General features: G+C 40.7%; 11 protein-coding genes. 5 read left to right on the forward strand and 6 right to left on the reverse strand.

The window, feature by feature from the left end; all coding sequences use genetic code 11:
- The first annotated feature begins 129 nt into the window (after nt 1–129).
- Complete coding sequence (locus tag Q0465_RS06760) at nt 130–543, forward strand: hypothetical protein (RefSeq protein WP_298614354.1); 414 nt, start codon at nt 130–132, stop codon at nt 541–543.
- A gap of 27 nt (nt 544–570) precedes the next feature.
- On the opposite strand, the gene mnmA is transcribed toward Q0465_RS06760, so the two are convergent.
- From mnmA to Q0465_RS06785, 5 genes are all read right to left on the reverse strand, one after another.
- On the reverse strand, nt 571–1650 hold the full coding sequence (mnmA, locus tag Q0465_RS06765) for a tRNA 2-thiouridine(34) synthase MnmA (RefSeq protein WP_298614356.1): 1080 nt from the start codon (nt 1648–1650) through the stop codon (nt 571–573).
- Nucleotides 1651–1661: 11 nt separating this feature from the next.
- On the reverse strand, nt 1662–2414 hold the full coding sequence (trmB, locus tag Q0465_RS06770; RefSeq protein ID WP_298614358.1) for a tRNA (guanosine(46)-N7)-methyltransferase TrmB: 753 nt from the start codon (nt 2412–2414) through the stop codon (nt 1662–1664).
- A gap of 18 nt (nt 2415–2432) precedes the next feature.
- The gene (locus tag Q0465_RS06775) at nt 2433–2909 is read right to left on the reverse strand and encodes a gliding motility lipoprotein GldH (protein ID WP_298614360.1); all 477 of its coding nucleotides are present in this window, start codon (nt 2907–2909) and stop codon (nt 2433–2435) included.
- Between the two features lie 235 nt (nt 2910–3144).
- A complete protein-coding gene (locus Q0465_RS06780) occupies nt 3145–4935 on the reverse strand; it encodes a membrane dipeptidase (RefSeq protein WP_298614362.1) in 1791 nt (596 codons plus the stop codon).
- Nucleotides 4936–4997: 62 nt separating this feature from the next.
- Nucleotides 4998–5873: an LD-carboxypeptidase gene (locus tag Q0465_RS06785; RefSeq protein ID WP_298614364.1), complete on the reverse strand. Its 876-nt coding sequence runs from the start codon at nt 5871–5873 to the stop codon at nt 4998–5000.
- A 129-nt stretch (nt 5874–6002) separates the two neighbouring features.
- On the opposite strand from Q0465_RS06785, the gene metG reads away from it, so the two are divergent.
- Complete coding sequence (gene metG / locus Q0465_RS06790) at nt 6003–8033, forward strand: methionine--tRNA ligase (RefSeq protein WP_298614366.1); 2031 nt, start codon at nt 6003–6005, stop codon at nt 8031–8033.
- Between the two features lie 180 nt (nt 8034–8213).
- Here the strand turns inward: metG and Q0465_RS06795 are convergent, their stop codons facing one another.
- Nucleotides 8214–10775, reverse strand: coding sequence for a glycoside hydrolase family 2 protein (locus Q0465_RS06795; RefSeq protein ID WP_298614368.1), 2562 nt, complete (start codon nt 10773–10775; stop codon nt 8214–8216).
- Nucleotides 10776–11189: 414 nt separating this feature from the next.
- On the opposite strand from Q0465_RS06795, the gene Q0465_RS06800 reads away from it, so the two are divergent.
- The 3 genes from Q0465_RS06800 (at nt 11190) to Q0465_RS06810 (ending at nt 18957) form a co-directional block, all read left to right on the forward strand.
- Nucleotides 11190–13919: a TonB-dependent receptor gene (locus Q0465_RS06800; RefSeq protein WP_298614370.1), complete on the forward strand. Its 2730-nt coding sequence runs from the start codon at nt 11190–11192 to the stop codon at nt 13917–13919.
- Nucleotides 13920–13954: 35 nt separating this feature from the next.
- Nucleotides 13955–16432, forward strand: a complete 2478-nt coding sequence (locus tag Q0465_RS06805; RefSeq protein ID WP_298614372.1) for a choice-of-anchor J domain-containing protein — start codon at nt 13955–13957, stop codon at nt 16430–16432.
- A gap of 209 nt (nt 16433–16641) precedes the next feature.
- Nucleotides 16642–18957: a family 20 glycosylhydrolase gene (locus tag Q0465_RS06810; RefSeq protein ID WP_298614374.1), complete on the forward strand. Its 2316-nt coding sequence runs from the start codon at nt 16642–16644 to the stop codon at nt 18955–18957.
- The last annotated feature ends 24 nt before the right edge of the window (nt 18958–18981 follow it).

An 18981-nucleotide genomic window follows, 5' to 3' on the forward strand; every position in this document is an offset into this window, starting at 1 on the left:
TCACGCCGATGGTACTGCCGCACAGGTGGGAGAGTAGGTAGATGCCGAATTTAAGGAGCCGTAATTTGCGGCTCCTTTTTTTATTCGGTAAAAATTCTCTATTTTCGCAGATAAATTAATAAGATATATATGTTATCACGCGATTATATTTCACGCATTATCCGTACATTCTTTGATTCGTTGGAACTGATATTTACGGGAGATAAAGAAAAGGAGGACGAAAGGAAAGAGCAATTGGAAAAATTGTATACCAATTATTTCGGGCAATTTCGTGATTTCTTTCTGGAAGAAGAAAAGGAAAAGATTCTGGAAAAATTGTCGGAGGATGATTATTTTGTTGAAAAATGCGGTATGCTGGGGGAGATATTATATCGGGAATTTCAGAGAAGTGAAGATGACATCTTCAAAGTCAATCTTGCTCATAAAATCGTATATTTTTATAATTATGTGAACGATCATTCTACCGATTATTCACTGGTTTATGTCAGTCGGATCCTGGAATTGGAAAATTATTGTAAAGCACACCTTACAAAGATAAAATAATTTAGGTTTATACGGCCGCAAGGTGAACTAAGCGATAATACCTCCGCCGACGACGTCATTTCCTTCGTAAAAAACTGCGCTTTGCCCGGGTGTGATCGAATCGGTGGCTTCCTGAAAAACGATTCTGAATTGCTCATTTTCGGGAAATATAGCGGCTAAACCACCAGCATTCCGGTAGCGAATTTTGACGGAAACAATTAACCCTGCCGGGACGCTGGAATATTTCATTAGATTAATTCCCTTTACATAGAAAATTTTACCTTTTAATTCTTCCTTTGTACCCAGAACGACTTTATTTTCCAAAGCATTGATCGCTACAACAAACATGGGATGACCTAAAGCTATGCCCAACCCTTTTCTTTGTCCGATAGTGTAATTCGGAAAACCTTTGTGCTCTCCTAACACCTTACCGGAAGTATCTACGAAAAGCCCCGGACCGTAATTCCCGGAAAAATTTTCTACCTGATTCGCCAGAAAATTCCGGTAATCATTATCGGGGATAAAACAAATTTCCTGACTTTCACTTTTTTGAGATAATTTTTCATATCCCTGTTCCAGGGCAATCCGGCGGACCTGAGGCTTTGTCAGTTCTCCCAGAGGGAAAAGTGTCCGGGCCAGGTTTTCTTGCGTTAGTTTCCAGAGAAAATAAGTTTGGTCTTTCGTTTCATCTATTCCTTTGCGTAGAAAGTAGCGGTCGTTTTCTTTTCCGATCCGGGCGTAATGACCGGTTGCAATATAGGTACAATTATACTCCTCAGCGGTTTCCAGTAATTTTCCCCATTTAATTGTAGAATTGCATAATACACAGGGATTGGGAGTTCGGCCCTGTAAATATTCATCTATAAAATTCCGGATAACGGTATTTTTAAATTGTTCCCGGATATCCAGAATATGATGTTCAAAACCCAGTTTTTCAGCCATCCTTTTCGCTTCAAAAAGAGAATCAACACTGCAGCATCCCTTTTCTTTTTCCATACATCCCCTGGATATATTATCGAATGTCCGGTATGTTATACCTACCAGTTCGTAACCTTGCTCTAGCAATAACATAGCGGCAACAGTACTGTCAATGCCTCCGCTCATCGCCATTAAAACCCTCTTTTTCATTTTTCTGCAAATTATTGTTTGGGGGATAAGTTCATATAACGGGCTTCACTGTGGTAATCATCTTTTTCTAGTTCAATATCAGGTTCTTGTATAAAATCACTACCTTCTAAAGCGAATTGAATGTATTTGATTGTTTTGCCTCGGGACAACCATTGTTGCTCGTAAAAAGTTTGAATACCCAAAATTTTATCCTGGCCTTCACAACGATATAAATCCTCTGTACAAATAAAAGCTTTTAACTGATTGTGTCCGATCAATGCAACCGTATAAGCAAACAGAAATGGACTGTCCGTTTTCAGGTGAATATGGCCGTTGGGGATCAGGATTTTTTTGTAAAGATTTAAAAAGCGGCTTCCTGTTAGTCTTTTACGGGCTTTGGCCATTTGGGGATCCGGAAAAGTAATCCAGATCTCCGATATTTCGTGAGGGGCAAAGACCGATTCTAACATTTCTGCATAAATACGGAGAAAGACTGCATTGGGCAATCCCTTTTCCAGAGCTATTTTGGCACCGTGCCACATCCGGGCTCCCTTGATATCTATTCCGATAAAATTTTTTTCGGGATAGAGTTCGCTTAAGCCAACGGTATATTCTCCTTTTCCGCATCCAATTTCCAATACAATGGGATGATTATTCTGAAAAATTTTTTCTCGCCAATGACCTTTAAGGAAATAGTCTGTTCGGAATATTTCTTTGTGTTTTGGCTGAAAAACGTTTTTCAGGACCTCCATTTCCGCAAATTTTGCCAGTTTATTTTTAGCCATGTAAAATGTTTAAATTTATTACTTTTCAGTGGGAGCAGATTTTGTTGAGCGGACAATCAAACCAACGTTTTTAATTCCCTTTAACACAGGAATGCGCATTCCTTGACGGACAGAAATAACATATTTGCCTGTGTTTAAGGAATAAGGAACGGGCAAAGGATATTCCAACGTTTTGAGAAGATTTCCTTTGCCTCTCCATTTGCCGTCAGTATCTGCAACAGTAATATTAGCAGAATCCCTGTAAATTGCTCGGGTAGAGTCGGCAATAGAGAGAAAACACCAAAGATTAGCCATTTCGTAATCTGTCGAATGCCGGATACACAGAATAAAATCGTATTTCCCGTTTTGGGGAATTTCTACTTCAAATTGAATGTCCGAATTGATCTTCCATTTTTCCTGAGGAATGTTTTGATAATCTTCATAGATAGCAGAAGAAAAACATCCTTCGAGAAAAAGAAAGAAAAAAGGGAGAAATAACAATTTTATTTTTTGCATAAATTCTCTGATCGCCGTTTATATTTGTTTAAATGTTCAGCTGTTCAGCAGGAGAGTGATTGGTTTATTCTTTTCTTTGAAGCTGTTACACTTTGTCGGTTAGCCTGTCTTAACCGGTTACGAAACGCTCTTGGTCTTTTCTCCGCTGAATATTTTTACATCTGAGTATTGCTTTAGGGATACAAAAATATAAAAATAATAATTTGCTTTACCGGAATAAAGCTATATATATCTGCTACCTGTGTTTTCTGGCAGCATAATCTTGTACCGTTTGCATTACTCGTAATAGGTTTCCTCCCCATATTTTTTTTATACTTTCAGAAGAATATCCGAGGCGTAATAATTCACGGGTGATATTTACCATTTCATTTGAGGCGTTACAGCCTTCTATACCTCCTCCTCCGTCAAAATCAGAACCAATGCCAACATAGTCTTCCCCGATTAAATTGACGATATAATCGATGTGTTGTATGGCATCTTTCAGGGTAGAACGGTGAGTTCGGGAGAGAAATCCTTCATAAAGGCATACTTGTACGACTCCTTTTACAGAAGCGATGGCTCTCAGTTGATCGTCGTCCAGGTTACGTGGATGATCGCAAAGCGCTTTTGCCGAAGAATGTGAAGCAATAACAGGAGTGCGACTGATGCGGATTACGTCGTAAAAAGTTTTTTCTGAGACGTGGGAAATGTCCACCATAATCCCGGTTCGGTTCATTTCCTGTATTACCTTTTGACCGAATTTACTCAATCCGTTGTGTTCGGGTTCTCCTTTTGCAGAATCGCAAATGCCGTTATTGCCGTTATGACAAAGGGTCATATAACTTACTCCCATCTTCTGGAAACGGGCTACATTCCGGATATTCCTTCCTAAGGCATATCCGTTTTCTATGCCGATAAAAAAGGTCTTTTTCCCATTTCTTTTCAGGTAATATAAATCTTCGGGACAGGTAGCCAGGCCTACCCATTCCTGATTGGCTTCAATTTGCTGTTTGATTTGATTGATAATAGTGACAGTACGTTCTGTCGCTTGACGTAACGATTCTTCATCCCGTTCTCCCTGTTTTAAATAAGCCGCCATAAATATACAGTCGAGTAAACCTTCCTGCATTTTAGGCAGAGAGACTTTGGCCCCGTTTTCTCTTTGTGCAATAGAAAAATCCTCGGTAAAAAAAAGAGGAGTATCCACATGAGAGTCAATGGTATAAATATGGGTATGTATTTGTTTGCATTTTTTGTACAGCTGGGCCTGGCCGACAAAATACTGAAACAAGTTTACCATAGCCGGGTCATTGGCTGCAGCCATTTTTTCCGGATGCCATTGTACGCTTAAGATCTGCGGTCCCGTATCAGATAACGGTTCAGAAGCTTCCAGTATCCCGTCGGAAGACAGAGCTGTATTCCGGAATCCGGGAGCAATATCTTTGTTGGACTCATGATGAAACGTATTCACAAGAATTTTATCCTGCCCCAGGATTTCTTTGAGTTTGCTGCCGGGAGCTACTTCCACATAGTGAGTTCCCTGATTTCCTTCTGCAGTTTGCTGGTGTTTTAATAAAGGGGAATTTATCTGAGAGTAAATATCCTGATATAAAGTGCCTCCAAAAAAGATATTAATTACTTGATGGCCTCTGCAGATCCCAAATATAGGCAATTGCCTGTCATAAGCCATTTTTAATAACATCAGATCGTATTGATCGCGCAATGCGGACAAATTTCCCAGTGCCGGTAAAGGTTCTTCCTGATAAAATAAAGGGTTGATATCGCCTCCGCCGGTGAGCAGGAGACCGTCCAGGGAAGAAAACATTTCTTCAAGAATGGCTAAATCCGTGTGGACAGGCAGAATAACCGGAATGCCGCCACCTGCTATAATAGAGTTGGTGTAATCGTTTTTTACAGTGGAAATCTCATTTTCCAGATTTGCAGATACTCCGATTAAAGGCAGGCGGTTGTGAACAGAAGAAAGTGTATAGGAATCGCAAAATTCGCGCAAGGTTGTCAAATCAGATAAATACGTAGGTTTATTCATGAGTAAATTGTTTTTAGTCAAGCAGGATGATAAATCCTTTTAAAATTGATAATAGGGAAATTTTATACGAAGTCAACTTCAATATCCGAATCATTTACGGCAAACCGAAGGTTGCTACCCAGTAGGATCGGATAGCTGTCCGGCTGATCGGATGAAGGAATACCGGTGTATACGGGATAGTCATAAGTTTCCGTAATTTCCTGTATCAGTTGAGTTAATTCAATATTTGTATTTAAATTTTTATTACATATGATTAATCCCCTCAAATGTTGGAAGATTCGGGAGAGCTTCATATACCTTATTATTTTTTCTGTTTCCAGATCTGTATAGCTGCTATCCAGAAAAAGTACGGTGCCTTTCAGATCGTGTTGAATCGTAGTCGATTGTAAATGATGAATGATACAGATATCACCTCCGGTTAATTCGGCTTCTACAATTCCCGGATAAGCTAAGGCATTTTTTTCTATTTTATAGCTCGTTATGCTTCCGAATAAAAAACCTTTAATACGTTCCAAAGCCATTGCTGTGAGATTAGGATAAGCGCAAAGCATGGGGGCATATAAGCTTTCCAGACCCAATTCATTTATTTGCGAATGAAAGATGGAGATTTCCTGACAGCCGATCAGCCATTTCGGATTCCCCTGAAAGAGAGAATAATCTAATTTTTCAATAATTCTCAGGCAACCGTATCCGCCGCAGGTACAAAAAATAGCCCGGATTTCTTCTTCGTCCATAGCCCATTGCATGTCCTGTAAACGTTCGTAATCACTGCCGGAGAAATGATTATACCTGGAAATAGCGTATCTTCCTCTGACAGGGATAAGTCCCCAGGAACATAATATCTTTTCAGCGTATTCAATACATTCCGGAGCGATTATACCTGCAGGAGAAACCAAGGCGACTTTGTCTCCGGCTTGAAGATAGGGAGGACGTAACATAGGTCGATTTATAAAAATTCAAACAAAAAATAATTTCCGGTTCGGACTTTCGGTTTATTCGTGTGCGAAAATACGATTTTTTTGTAAATTTGCGCCTTAATTATTCCGCAAATCATTAAAAATAAAAATATGGGTCATTTCAAAAGAAATCTAGTAACGACGGCTTTACCATATGCAAATGGTCCGGTACATATCGGGCATTTAGCCGGGGTGTACGTACCTGCTGATATTTATGTGAGATATCTAAGGGCAAAAGGGGAAGAGGTGGTATTTATCGGAGGTTCCGATGAGCATGGAGTGCCTATTACGATAAAGGCCCAGAAGGAAGGTGTAACGCCTCAGGATATTGTGGACCGTTATCATAATCTGATAAAAAAATCTTTTGAAGAATTTGGGATATCTTTTGATATCTATTCCCGTACGAGTTCGGCTACTCACCATGAGTTGTCTTCAGCTTTTTTCAAAAAATTGTATGAAGAGGGAAAATTTATCGAAAAAACATCCCAGCAGTTTTATGATGAAAAAGCCGGGCAATTTCTGGCAGACCGCTATATTATCGGAAAATGTCCCATCTGTGGAAACGAGCGGGCATACGGTGATCAATGTGAATCTTGCGGAACCAGTTTAAACGCTACAGATCTGATCAATCCGGTATCTGCCATAACCGGGAATACCCCTCAGCTGAAAGAGACTAAACATTGGTATTTACCTCTGGATCAGTATGAAAACTGGCTGAAAAAATGGATATTGGAAGAACATAAAGAATGGAAGAGCAATGTCTACGGCCAATGTAAATCCTGGCTGGATAACGGGTTGCAACCCCGTGCCGTCACCCGGGATTTGGATTGGGGAGTGCCGGTTCCGGTAGAAGGCGCAGAAGGTAAAGTATTGTATGTATGGTTTGACGCGCCTATCGGGTATATTTCTGCTACGAAGGATCTGACACCGGATTGGGAAAAATACTGGAAAGATAAGGAGACCCGGATGATCCATTTTATCGGGAAAGACAATATCGTTTTTCACTGCATCATTTTCCCTGCTATGTTAAAGGCAGAGGGAACTTATATTTTGCCGGATAATGTACCTGCCAATGAATTTTTAAACCTGGAAGGAGATAAGATTTCTACTTCCCGGAATTGGGCGGTATGGCTCCATGAATATTTGAGGGATTTTGAAGGAAAGCAGGATGTTTTGCGATATGTGCTGACCGCTAATGCTCCTGAGACAAAAGATAACGATTTTACCTGGAAGGATTTTCAGACCCGTAATAATAGTGAATTAGTGGCCATTTACGGGAATTTTATCAACCGGGCTCTTGTTTTGACCCATAAGTATTTCGGAGGCATTGTTCCTGAGCGGGGAGAACTGACAGATTACGATAAACAGGTGCTGGCAGAGATTCCTCAAATTATAGAGAGGGTAGAGAAAAATCTGGATCATTTCCATTTCCGTGAAGCATTGAAAGAATGTATGGGGTTGGCTCGTCTGGGAAATAAATATTTGGCCGATACGGAACCTTGGAAATTAATTAAAACAGATGAATCGCGGGTAAAGACGATATTGAATATTTGTTTGCAGATTGCTGCTGACTTATCTGTCCTTACAGAACCGTTTATGCCGTTTAGTGCTGCAAAGTTGAGGTTTTTTTTGAATGTAGCAACTGTGGCTTGGGAAAAGATGGGAGGGGACGTTATCCCTGCCGGACACCGGATTAATGAAGCCGGTTTATTATTTGACAAGATTGAAGACGAAGAGATACAGCGGCAAATTGATAGATTACTGGCAACAAAAAAAGCCAATGAATTGGCTAGTGTAAAAGCTGCAGCTGCTAAAGAAAATATTTCGTTTGAAGATTTTCAGCAAATGGACATCCGTGTCGGAAAGATAGTGGCAGCGGAAAAGGTGGCCAAAACCAAAAAGCTGTTAAAACTGACAATTGATACCGGGATAGATACCCGTACTGTGGTTTCCGGAATTGCTGAGTATTATACTCCCGAAGAAGTGGTTGGCCAACAGGTAAGTATTTTGGTGAATCTGGAATCCAAAAATCTGAAAGGAATCGAATCCCAGGGAATGATTCTGATGGCTGCAAATGCCGATGGTGTTCTCTCTTTTGTCCGTCCGGACAAAGAAATGATGCCCGGTTCCGAAATCCGGTAGTGCTGTTACCCATACGTTGAACAAAGACATTGGGGAAATTTATATTCCCCAGGGACAGCTCTTTGTACGCGCGTATGCTTGTCCAAAGACCCGTTGATTCAGCATATTCCGTTTGATAAAAGGAGGAATTTTCATTTCGTTAATCAGCGTGCTGTCAATGAAGGGGTTGGCAGAAATCTTTCATTGGAGGAAGCGGGTATTTATTGTGTAATGTTCCGCTTCTGTCTGGAATTCGATGATATAAGTTTTGCCGGGCAAAAGGTCGATGTAATTGTTGGAAAAAGTCATCCGGGTATCCGGAGAATAGAAAAGCACATTGCATGCGATTTTATTGGTCGTTGCTGTCAGGTATTTTTTCCCATTCTTTACAGATGTTTGAATTGTGATTTGCGGTTGCTTGGGTAATTCCAGATTTTTAGGTTCTGTGAAATAAAAGTATTGTTCGTCTAGGGTATTTTTCCCTTGGCAGATTTTCAATACAGCTACTACTTGGGTTTTCTTTTTCCCTTTTAAAAAGTCCTCTATAGAACAGGAAACAATTTTGTGGGATTGATTTGCTCCGATAGAAAACCGGTCTTTCAGAGTATTGTGTTTTTGACCGTCGAAATCAAATAGCTCAATGGAATAAGTTCCATTGATTTTTTGAAGAAGATCATTAGCTACCCAAAGTTCCAGCTCCGCCTGTTCGGTCTGAAGAGGAATCAAAATGGTAGGCTTACAGCTCTCCCGAATAGCATAATGGGCGGCTTTCCATTGGTGATAATAGTCGGTGGTGGACCAGCTGGCAACCGGCCAGCAATCATTTAATTGCCATACGAGGGATCCCATACAATAAGGCATTGCCTGACGGTGTACCTGCAAGGCTGTTTTCATTGCCCGGGCTTGTAACAACTGACTGGTATAGAGAAATTGTTCAAAATCTTCCGGAAGGGAATAATACCAACCCATGTACTCCTGTATTCTCAGGTTTCCAATTCCGCTGCGCTGATGGGAAGCCATAACCTCTGATTCAATATTGTAATCTTCCGGAAGGGTATATTTTTTTATCGTTGCAAATTCAGGAAAAGACTGGAAACCGTATTCGCTCATAAACCGTCCGATATGATTGGAAAATTCTTCCAGACGGTGCTTGCCATGCCATACTCCCCAATAATGGTTATCGCCACTGTTTCCCGCTTGTGATTCGAAATCGAGTTTGCCCGATCCGCCCATTGGAGAGGAGGGCCAATAAGGAGTATTTACAGAGTACTTTGCTACTGCATCCGGAAGAATCCGGTGAAAGATGGTTGTATATGCTTTAAATAACGTATCCTGTTGTGCAATGGTATATTGTTTTTTCCAGCCCCAGCCTCCGGGAGATCCCTGATGCCAGGCACCCCCTATTTCGTTATTGCCACACCATAAGGCTATACACGGATGATTCCGTAAACGCAGCAGATTATCTTTCGCTTCCTGCCGGATATTTTCCAAAAATTCAGGTGTACCGGGATACATGGAACAGGCAAACATAAAATCTTGCCAGATCATAATTCCGTTTTTGTCACATAGTTCATAGAAATAATCATTCTCATATATGCCTCCGCCCCAGACCCGGAGCATATTCATATGGGCATTTTTAGCATCTGCTATTACTTTTTCGTAATCAGACGGATTTACACGTGGTAAGAATACATCATTGGGAATATAATTTGCCCCTTTGGCAAATACAGGAATCCCGTTTAATTCGAAATAAAACGTTTCACCGTTTGTATCTTTTTTCCGGATGAGATGTAAAGTCCGTAAACCGGTAGTGATTTGCCGACTATCCAATAGACTGTCATTTCTTCTTACATTTATTTGAAAAGTATATAATTCCGGTTTCCCTAACCCATTGCTCCACCATAGACGAGGATTCCGTATATTTGCGGGAAGTCCGATGTGATTTTTCCCGTTTTTAAGTATGAGATTTTGCTGACTGATCGTTTTATTACTGTTAAGGATTTCGATTGTCACTTCCTGACGGCCTGCTGAGGTTACTGAAATTTCTGCATTCAGTTGGGCTGCTTTTTGGTTAACTTTCAATTGGTGAATAAAGATGTCTTCAATTTTCACGTCTTCCCAGGCTTCTATTATTACATTCCGCCAAATTCCGGAGGTAACTAAGCGGGGGCCCCAGTCCCAGCCATAGTTATAAGGAGCTTTACGGGTGAATACGCTTACTTGATTGTTGCCCATACCACCTAATATACTTTGATCATTTCCGGCCGGTAGTTTCAGACCGTAATTTTCCATTGCTTTTAATCCTTCCGTGACAGGAGAATAAAACACTACCCTTAGTTCGTTTTCTCCTTTTTGTAAAGGAGAAGAAATGTCGTAACTCCAAGTCCTGAACATATTGTCGGCATGGCCTAATTTCTGCCCGTTTAGATAAATATCGGCATAAGTGTCGAGGCCTAAAAAAGTCAGTCTTTTATGGCTTTTGTTCCATACCGTATCATTTATATAAAAGGTCGTTTTGTATTCCCAGTTTAATTTATCAATCCATTGCAATTCTTTCTCGTTTACCCGGTAAAAGGGGTCCGGAATTTGCCCGTTATCCAGTAAATCCGTGTGTACAGTGCCGGGAACAGAAGCCGGTAGCCAGCACCCTATGTTATATTGACGAAACGTCCAGTTTTGATCCAGATTTAATTTGCAGGGAATATTTGCCTGAAGGGGTAAAAAAAAGCAAATTATAAAAAAAGAAAAGAGTAATTTATTCATGTCTGAACGATTTAGGTGCATACCAAACAAAATTAATAATTTTTTTAAATAGTTACAAAATATTGTTTCATTACTCTCTTTGTTTTGAAAGTTTTTAAGTCCCTATGGTTGCATTTAAGCAGATCAGCGGGCCTGAATAATACAGATTATAGAATATTTATTCTGTAATTCCGGTCTGTTTCCTGCCTCTTTTTAAAAGATTCCTATTCTGTAAATATATGATTTTTTGAGTATTAATGAGTTGTTAAATGTACAATATAAACAGCAAAGAAAAGAAGTTTTTGTTAAGATTGAAAAAAGCCTATGTTTTTCTTTTATAATATTTAACTTTGTGACATGATTTTTTAAAATATACCTAAAAAAAACGTACGTTTTTTTGGTGAGGTGGCTAAATTAATAATTAAACGTTTTTATATGAAGAAAACCTTTGTAAAATGTCTGGTGTGTATAGTTCCTATGCTGTTGCTGGCATGGACGACTATGGCTCAGGGAGTCGTAAAGGGCAAAATTATTGACTCGCAAACAAAAGAAGAATTGGTAGGGGCAACGGTTATGGTGCAGGGAACCGGAGAAGGAGCGGCAACAAAGCTGGATGGAAGCTTTGTCTTGGAGACTTCTAAGATGGAGGATCAGGTTTTGATTTTTCGCTGTGTAGGGTATAGGGAATTGAAAAAGGAAGTAAAGATTACTGCTAAACCTCTCAATTTAGGAATAATCAAAATGGAAACCCAATCCATCGGTTTAGGTGACGTTACGGTAACGGCATCTGTTGCTGTTCGGAGAAAGACGCCGGTAGCCATTTCTGTGATTGAACCGGTAGAGATTGAAAATAAACTTTCAACACAGGAATTTCCGGAAATTTTAAAATCTACTCCAGGGGTATATGCAACGAAATCAGGAGGTGCTTTCGGAGATTCCCGAATTAATTTACGCGGGTTTGAGCAGGCTAATATAGCTGTTATGATTAACGGTGTCCCGATGAACGATATGGAATGGGGAGGATTATATTGGTCAAACTGGGCTGGTTTGTCGGATGTAACGCGTTCTATGCAGGTTCAAAGAGGTTTAGGTGCTTCTAAAGTTTCTTCTCCTTCCGTGGGTGGTTCTATAAACATTGTAACGCGTACTACAGATGCTAAAGAAGGCGGTTCAATTTCATATGCTTTGGGAAATGACGGCTACAATAAAGTTATGTTCAATGTTTCAACCGGTTTACGAAAAGGCTGGGCAATTACTTTGTTGGGTGCTAAAAGTTGGGGGGATGGTTATATACAGGGTACGGAATTTGAAAGTTATTCGTATTTTGCCAATATTTCCAAGCAGATTAATTCTTCTCATATGCTTTCTCTTACTGTTTTTGGTGCGCCTCAATGGCATAATCAGCGTAGTAATTACGATGGATTAACAATAGAAGGATGGCAAAATGTCGAAAAATATATGGGTAAAGACAGGCAATACCGTTATAATCCTACTTATGGTTTCGGTTTGCATGGAGAACGGAAGACTTCCAGCTATAATCGTTATCACAAACCCCAGATTTCCCTGAATCATTTCTGGACGATTAATGAAAAATCCAGTCTTTCTACCGTATTATATGTTTCTATTGGCCGGGGAGGCGGGTATAAAGGATTGGGAAGTACTTCCGATTATGCGAATCAGTGGTTTGGTTCCAGCAACGGAACGTTGAATACATATTTCCGGAATGCCGATGGAACTTTTGCTTACGATAAGATTTATGAGCTGAATGCTTCCAGTGAAAATGGCTCTTATATGGCCATGTCAAATTCCATAAACGAGCACAATTGGTACGGCTTAATGTCTACTTATACGACTACTATCGGTAAATATTTTGATGTTTATGGAGGAGTTGACTTACGGTATTATAACGGAACACATACCAATAAACTGGTGGATCTTTACGGTGGAGATTTTTTTATCGATCGCTACCGTGCTCAGGTAAATGCGAATAATAATGCCAATGCCAATAATCCGGAATGGGTAAATCAGAAATTGAAAGTGGGTGATGTTGTTTACCGGGATTACGACGGTTATGTAATGCAGGAGGGAATTTTCGGACAGGCTGAGTTTAACCGGGAAGCGCTGAGTGTTTTTGTTGCCGGTGCGGTATCGAATACTTCTTATTGGCAAAAAAATCATTTCTATTACGACAAAGACCATGAAAAATCATCTACTGAGAATTTTATTGGTTGGAATGTAAAAGGAGGGGCTAATTACAACCTGACCGATAATCACAATGTATTTGCCAATATTGGTTATATCTCCCGGGCACCTTTTTATTCCGGTGGGGTATTCTTATATGCTTTGAACAGTAATGCGACTAATCCGGATGCGGTCAATGAAAAAGTCTTTTCTTTGGAAGTCGGTTACGGTTTCCGTTCTTCCTTGTTTAGTGCCAATTTAAATCTTTACCGTACAGAATGGTTAGACAAGACGATGACCCGGACGATGGATATTACTTTACCTGATGGTACCAAAGACCGTTCGACAATTAATATGAGCGGAGTGAATGCATTGCATCAGGGAATTGAATTGGATTTTGTATTCCGTCCGATTAAAGATCTGGATATTAATGGTATGCTTTCAATAGGAGACTGGAAATGGAATAGCGTATCTACCGGTTATTTCTACAATTCCAGCGGGCAACCTTTGAAAGACAATAAAGGAAATATTGCTTCTGGTATACAGGCAGAAGATCATGCCAAGATGGTATTGGATTTAGACGGTACCCGGGTGGGAAATTCTGCACAGACTACCTTTGCTTTGGGTGCTAAGTTCCAACCTTTAAAAGGGTTGAGGGTAGGTGCTGATTATACTTACTGGATGCGGAATTATGCAAATTTCAGTGTAGGAGGATCGAATGGAAGTGATTTGGTTATGAATGGGTTTAAGGCTTATGAAACTCCGTGGAGAATGCCTTCTGCCGGAGAATTGGATATGAATGTGAATTATTCCTTCTATATCGGTAAAATCCGGGCAACATTGTTTGGGAATGTGAATAATGTATTGGATAATAAGTCTATTTCAGATGCAACAGACGGGGCGAATCACGATTGGAAAACGGCTTATCAGGTATTTTACAGATTCGGACGTAATTACTCTATTCGCTTGAAAATCGCTTTCTAAAGGATTCTGATTAATTTTAAAGATAAGATTGCAGTATGAGAAAAAATAATATTTATTTTTATTTCGCAGCCCTACTCTTATTAGTAGGTTGTGAAGATTTCGATGATAAAAATTTTGATGGCTTGGATGATATGACTCGTCCGGAGAATCAGATTAATAAGGAATACACCCTTACGGCAGATGATTATGTTACAATTAGTGGCTTGACAGTAGAAGGAGTAGAAGCAGACGCACTGAAGGCCGTAAAGACTAATTTTTACCTGACGGCAGCGACTCCGGCACACGATGTGATTCCGGCATTTTTGGCTAAAAAATGGTTTACCGCTTCTTCTGGTTCTGCTGTAAAGGTTACTTACGACTTTGGAGGAGAAACACCGCTTTATTTGAGTGAATTGGCAGCAGCTCAGACCTATACTGTCAGTGCTGCAGATTATGTTACTGTTTGGGATAATGATAAATATGCCTTTTTTACTCCGTCCAAAAATCCGGATAAAAATTTACCTAAAATATTAGCGGCAGCTTTCCCGGAAGCTGAAGGCGGAGCTTATGTTTTGGCCTCTTATTTGTATTCGGCTACAGAGCCCGGAGGTGACGGGGAAGAACCCGGAGCTCCTTTTACAGAAGATTTCGAGACTGTTACCCCCAATGCTGATGTGGATTTATCCGGTTGGACCAACTTTACAGAAAAAGGAACAAAAAAAACCTGGCAGGGCAAAGCTTATGACGGGAATAATTATGTACAGTTTTCTGCCAACGGAAGTGGTGAGGCTGAAAATGTGGGCTGGTTGATTACCCCGGGTATTGACGTTAGTATTTATACGGCACCGGCATTTACTTTTGACTTAAAAATAGGATATTACAATGCTGAGTGTTTACAAATATTGGTATCTGAAGATTTTTCTGGGGATCCGCTGACAGCTACCTGGAAAGATATTACGGCTAATTTCTACCTTCCGAAAGAACCTACCAGCGGATATTCAGCTGATTGGATTGTAGCCGGTGTGGCTGATATGAGCGGTTATGACGGAAAAATTTTTATTGCTTTTAAATATTCCGGTTCCGGTACGGATGGAAAGACCACTACTTATCAACTGGATAATGTATATGTGGGAGATAATGTTCCGGTGAATACGACCGAAGTATTCAAGGAAGATTTTGAAAACGTTACCCCCAATGCGGATGTAAACTTACCGGACTGGACGAATTTTACGGAAAAAGGTACAAAGAGGACCTGGCAAGGTAAATCTTATGGAGATAATAAGTATATTCAATTTTCTGCCAACGGAAGCGGGGAAGCTGAAAATGTAGCCTGGTTGATTACTCCGGGCATTAATATCAGTGCAGATGCTAGTCCTTTATTCTCTTTTGATCTGAAGGTCGGCTACTACAATGCAGAATGTCTGCAGATTTTGATTTCGAAGGATTTCAGCGGGGACGTTTTGGCAGCCAGCTGGGAAGAGGTAACTTCTCATTTTGTATTGCCGAAAGAACCAACCAGCGGTTATGCAGATAATTTTTCTCTGGCCGGTACACTGAATTTAAGTGCTTATTCCGGAAAGGTACATATTGCTTTCAAATATGTAGGTTCCGGTACAGACGGGAAAACCACTACTTATCAGATCGATAATGTAAAAGTGATTTCTTATACGGCTTCTGCTTCAGCAATTAGGCCTCTGGCAAATATGATTACCGAAAACCGGCTGGCAATGTATACTTTCAACGGAACAGACTGGGCTGAAAAAGATAACGTGGCCGTTGTAAATCCTGCTGATTATAAAGCTATGGGTGAACCGGGAAGCCATAATAATTTCAGTTCTACAATCAAAGCAGAAAATTACCTGCCACAGTTCCTGGGCGTGAAATTCCCTTATGCACAGGAAGGAGAGGTGAAAGCTGTGGTATATAGTTACTATACGGGTTCTGTCAACGAATTGAAAGCAGACGAATATATTTTTACTGGCGGAGCGTGGAAATACAATAACATTCCGGTAGAAACGGTTGCTGAACAGTATACTTATCTCGGAAAGTGGTTATATAACCCGAATGTTACCCTGATACTCACTCCGGGTAAAGGAATGGGAACCGGACATTTCCAGGCGTTAGCGGATTGGGTATGGGAAAATATCGATGTACCGGCCGGTATAAGTAGTAAGGGACTCGGATATGTAACTTCATACGGAAATAACGAATATTACTTCGGTAGTTCTGAATACCAGAATAACTTCGATTTCCGCCCGTCTGCCTGGAAACAACAGAATGGGGATGCTTATAATGCCATGAGTGAGGAGGATTTGAAAGCATTGATGTGGGAGAGATTACCGGAAGGTATCAAAATTATGTTGGAATGCATGTATCCGGATGCAGCTCCTGTTGAAGGACTGACCGTTCTTTACACAGTAAGTGTGGGAGTATATGATGGCAGCTCTACCCCTTTGTATACCTTACAGTATGAATTAACCGGAACGGGAGAATTTACTTATGTAGAAGATTCTTTGAAGAAAGAAGAAGAATAATATACACTTTTTCCTGGGCAAAGAGTCTGTCGGAATGCTTTTCCGACAGACTCTTTTTATAATTGTTACCGAAAGGGCAGAAACAGAAATAGAGAGGATAAATAACGTTTTTCTGGGAGTAGAGAATGCTTTTTAATTTGCAGAATCCCGTCATTTATTATAACTTGCATGCCCGAAATCCATCAGTTTTAATTTAATGCAGTAGAAAAATGAAAAAAGTCAGTTTACTTTTTCTTACCGCAATATGTGGTGTCGTGTTTTATGCTTGTAGTGATACTAAAATGCAGCAGTTAAATGTTGTACCCCGCCCGGCAGAGGTGCAAATAGAGAGGGGGCATTTTTTGTTGACGCCTCAGACAGAAATTCGTGTGGCGGGAGGTGAGGATATAATGGCGGCTTGTCATTTTTTTGCCAATTATGTGGGAAGAGCGTTCGGAACTCCTTTGAAAATTGTGCAGGGTAATGGTGCAAAGGGGGCTATTAATGTCCGGATCGATACGACATTGAAGCAAGAGGCATACCAGTTGGAGGTAAACCCCAAGGAGATTGATATTCTGGGAGGAAGTGCCCCTGCTGTATTTTATGCTTTTCAGACATTGCGTCAAATGACTCCGGCTGACATGGAGAAAGGAGAAAAAATGTCTGATACAGCGATTCAAAATGTTAAGGTAAAGGATGAACCTCGTTTTGCCTATCGGGGAGCTATGCTGGATGTTGGACGGCACCTCTTTTCCGTAGAGGATATAAAGGCGTTTATAGATATCCTGGCCCTACATAAATTAAATCGGTTTCACTGGCATTTGACAGATGACCAGGGGTGGCGGATTGAGATAAAGAAATATCCGGAGTTGACAAAGGTGGGGAGCATGCGGAAAGAGACTGTTATTGGACGGAATAGCGGGAAATACGATGGTCAGCCCTACGGAGGGTATTATTCCCAGGAAGAAGTCAAAGATATTGTAAAATATGCGGCAGACCGTTATATTACTATTATTCCCGAAATAGAACTTCCGGGGCATGCGGGGGCGGCTTTAGCTTCTTATCCCTGGTTGGGATGTACAGGAGGACCTTATGAGGTGGTGAAAGAATGGGGCGTTTTTGAAGATGTTTATTGTGCAGGAAATGAAAAAACATTTCGGTTTATGGAGGATGTGCTGGAGGAAGTGATTGCACTTTTCCCGTCTGAATTTATACACCTGGGAGGAGATGAATGCCCCAAAGACGCCTGGAAAAAATGTCCTAAATGTCAGAGGCGGATAAAAACGGAGAAGCTGAAAGATGAGAACGAATTGCAAAGTTATTTTGTCCATCGTATGGAAAAATACCTGAATTCTAAAGGAAGAAAACTGATTGGCTGGGATGAAATTCTGGAAGGAGGTATTTCTCAAACGGCTACGATTATGTCCTGGAGGGGGACCCGGGGCGGAATAGAAGCGGCCAAACGGGGCAATCAGGTTATTATGGCTCCTAATACTTATGTCTATTTGGATTATTATCAATCCTTAGACCGGGACAAAGAGCCGTTTGCAATCGGCGGTTATGTACCCGTTGAAAAAGTATACAGTCTGGAGCCGGCTTTGGGCTTAAAGCCGGAGGAAAGTAAAATGATCATTGGGGTACAGGCGAATACGTGGACAGAATATATAAAAGATTTCGGACATGTGGAATACATGGTCCTTCCCCGTTTGGCAGCATTGTCGGAAGTGGCGTGGACGCCCGCTACTGAAAAAGATTATGCCGATTTTATCAATAGAGTTGTGACTTTATCCGAACGGTATGAAGCGTTGGGGTATAATTATGCCAAACATATTTTGTCTGTAAAGGGGGTTACAAAATTGAACGAAGATAAAAAGAGATTGGAATTATTTTTGGTACCTTCCGTCGGAACCTACGAGATTCACTATACGATGGAGGGGAGTGTGCCAACTGTGGAATCTTCCCGGTATAGGGACAAACTGGATATATATAAAAGCTGTGAGCTAAGGGCCCGCTTGTTTAAAGAGGGAGAACCCTTAGGTAAAGAGTATCAGAAGAAATTTGATTTCGGTAAATCGACTTTCAAAAAGGCTACTTTATCCAGCCAGACGGCTATATCTTATTCTGCACAGGGAGGGAGCAGTTTGACTGACGGAGTAAGGGGAAGCGAAGATTTTCAGGATGGGAACTGGTTGGGTACTTCTATAGACGATATCGTATTGGTGATAGATATGGAAAAACCGACGGTATTTACAAAAGTGAGTGTCGGTTGTTTAAACCGTCCGTCAGACCGGATTTGCTTGCCGGAAGCGATAAAAGTCTATCAATCCAACGGAAATCAGTATTATTTTAAAGTTGCGGAATTGAAGAATATCGATTCTTTAGCAGATATGCAAACCCAAGGATTGAAAACTCTGGATATAGATGTAAAGAACGGGAATGCCCGTTTGATAAAAATCGTGGTGGAGCGTAAAAAAAATTTACCGGAAGGGCATCCTGCTACGGGGGCTGCTCCTTATCTGTTTGTGGACGAGATAGAGGTGAACTAGCAGGAGAGAAGTCGGGGGTGTGAA

The organism is uncultured Odoribacter sp., from assembly GCF_937966165.1.
In the GTDB taxonomy this organism is placed as follows: Bacteria; Bacteroidota; Bacteroidia; order Bacteroidales; family Marinifilaceae; genus Culturomica.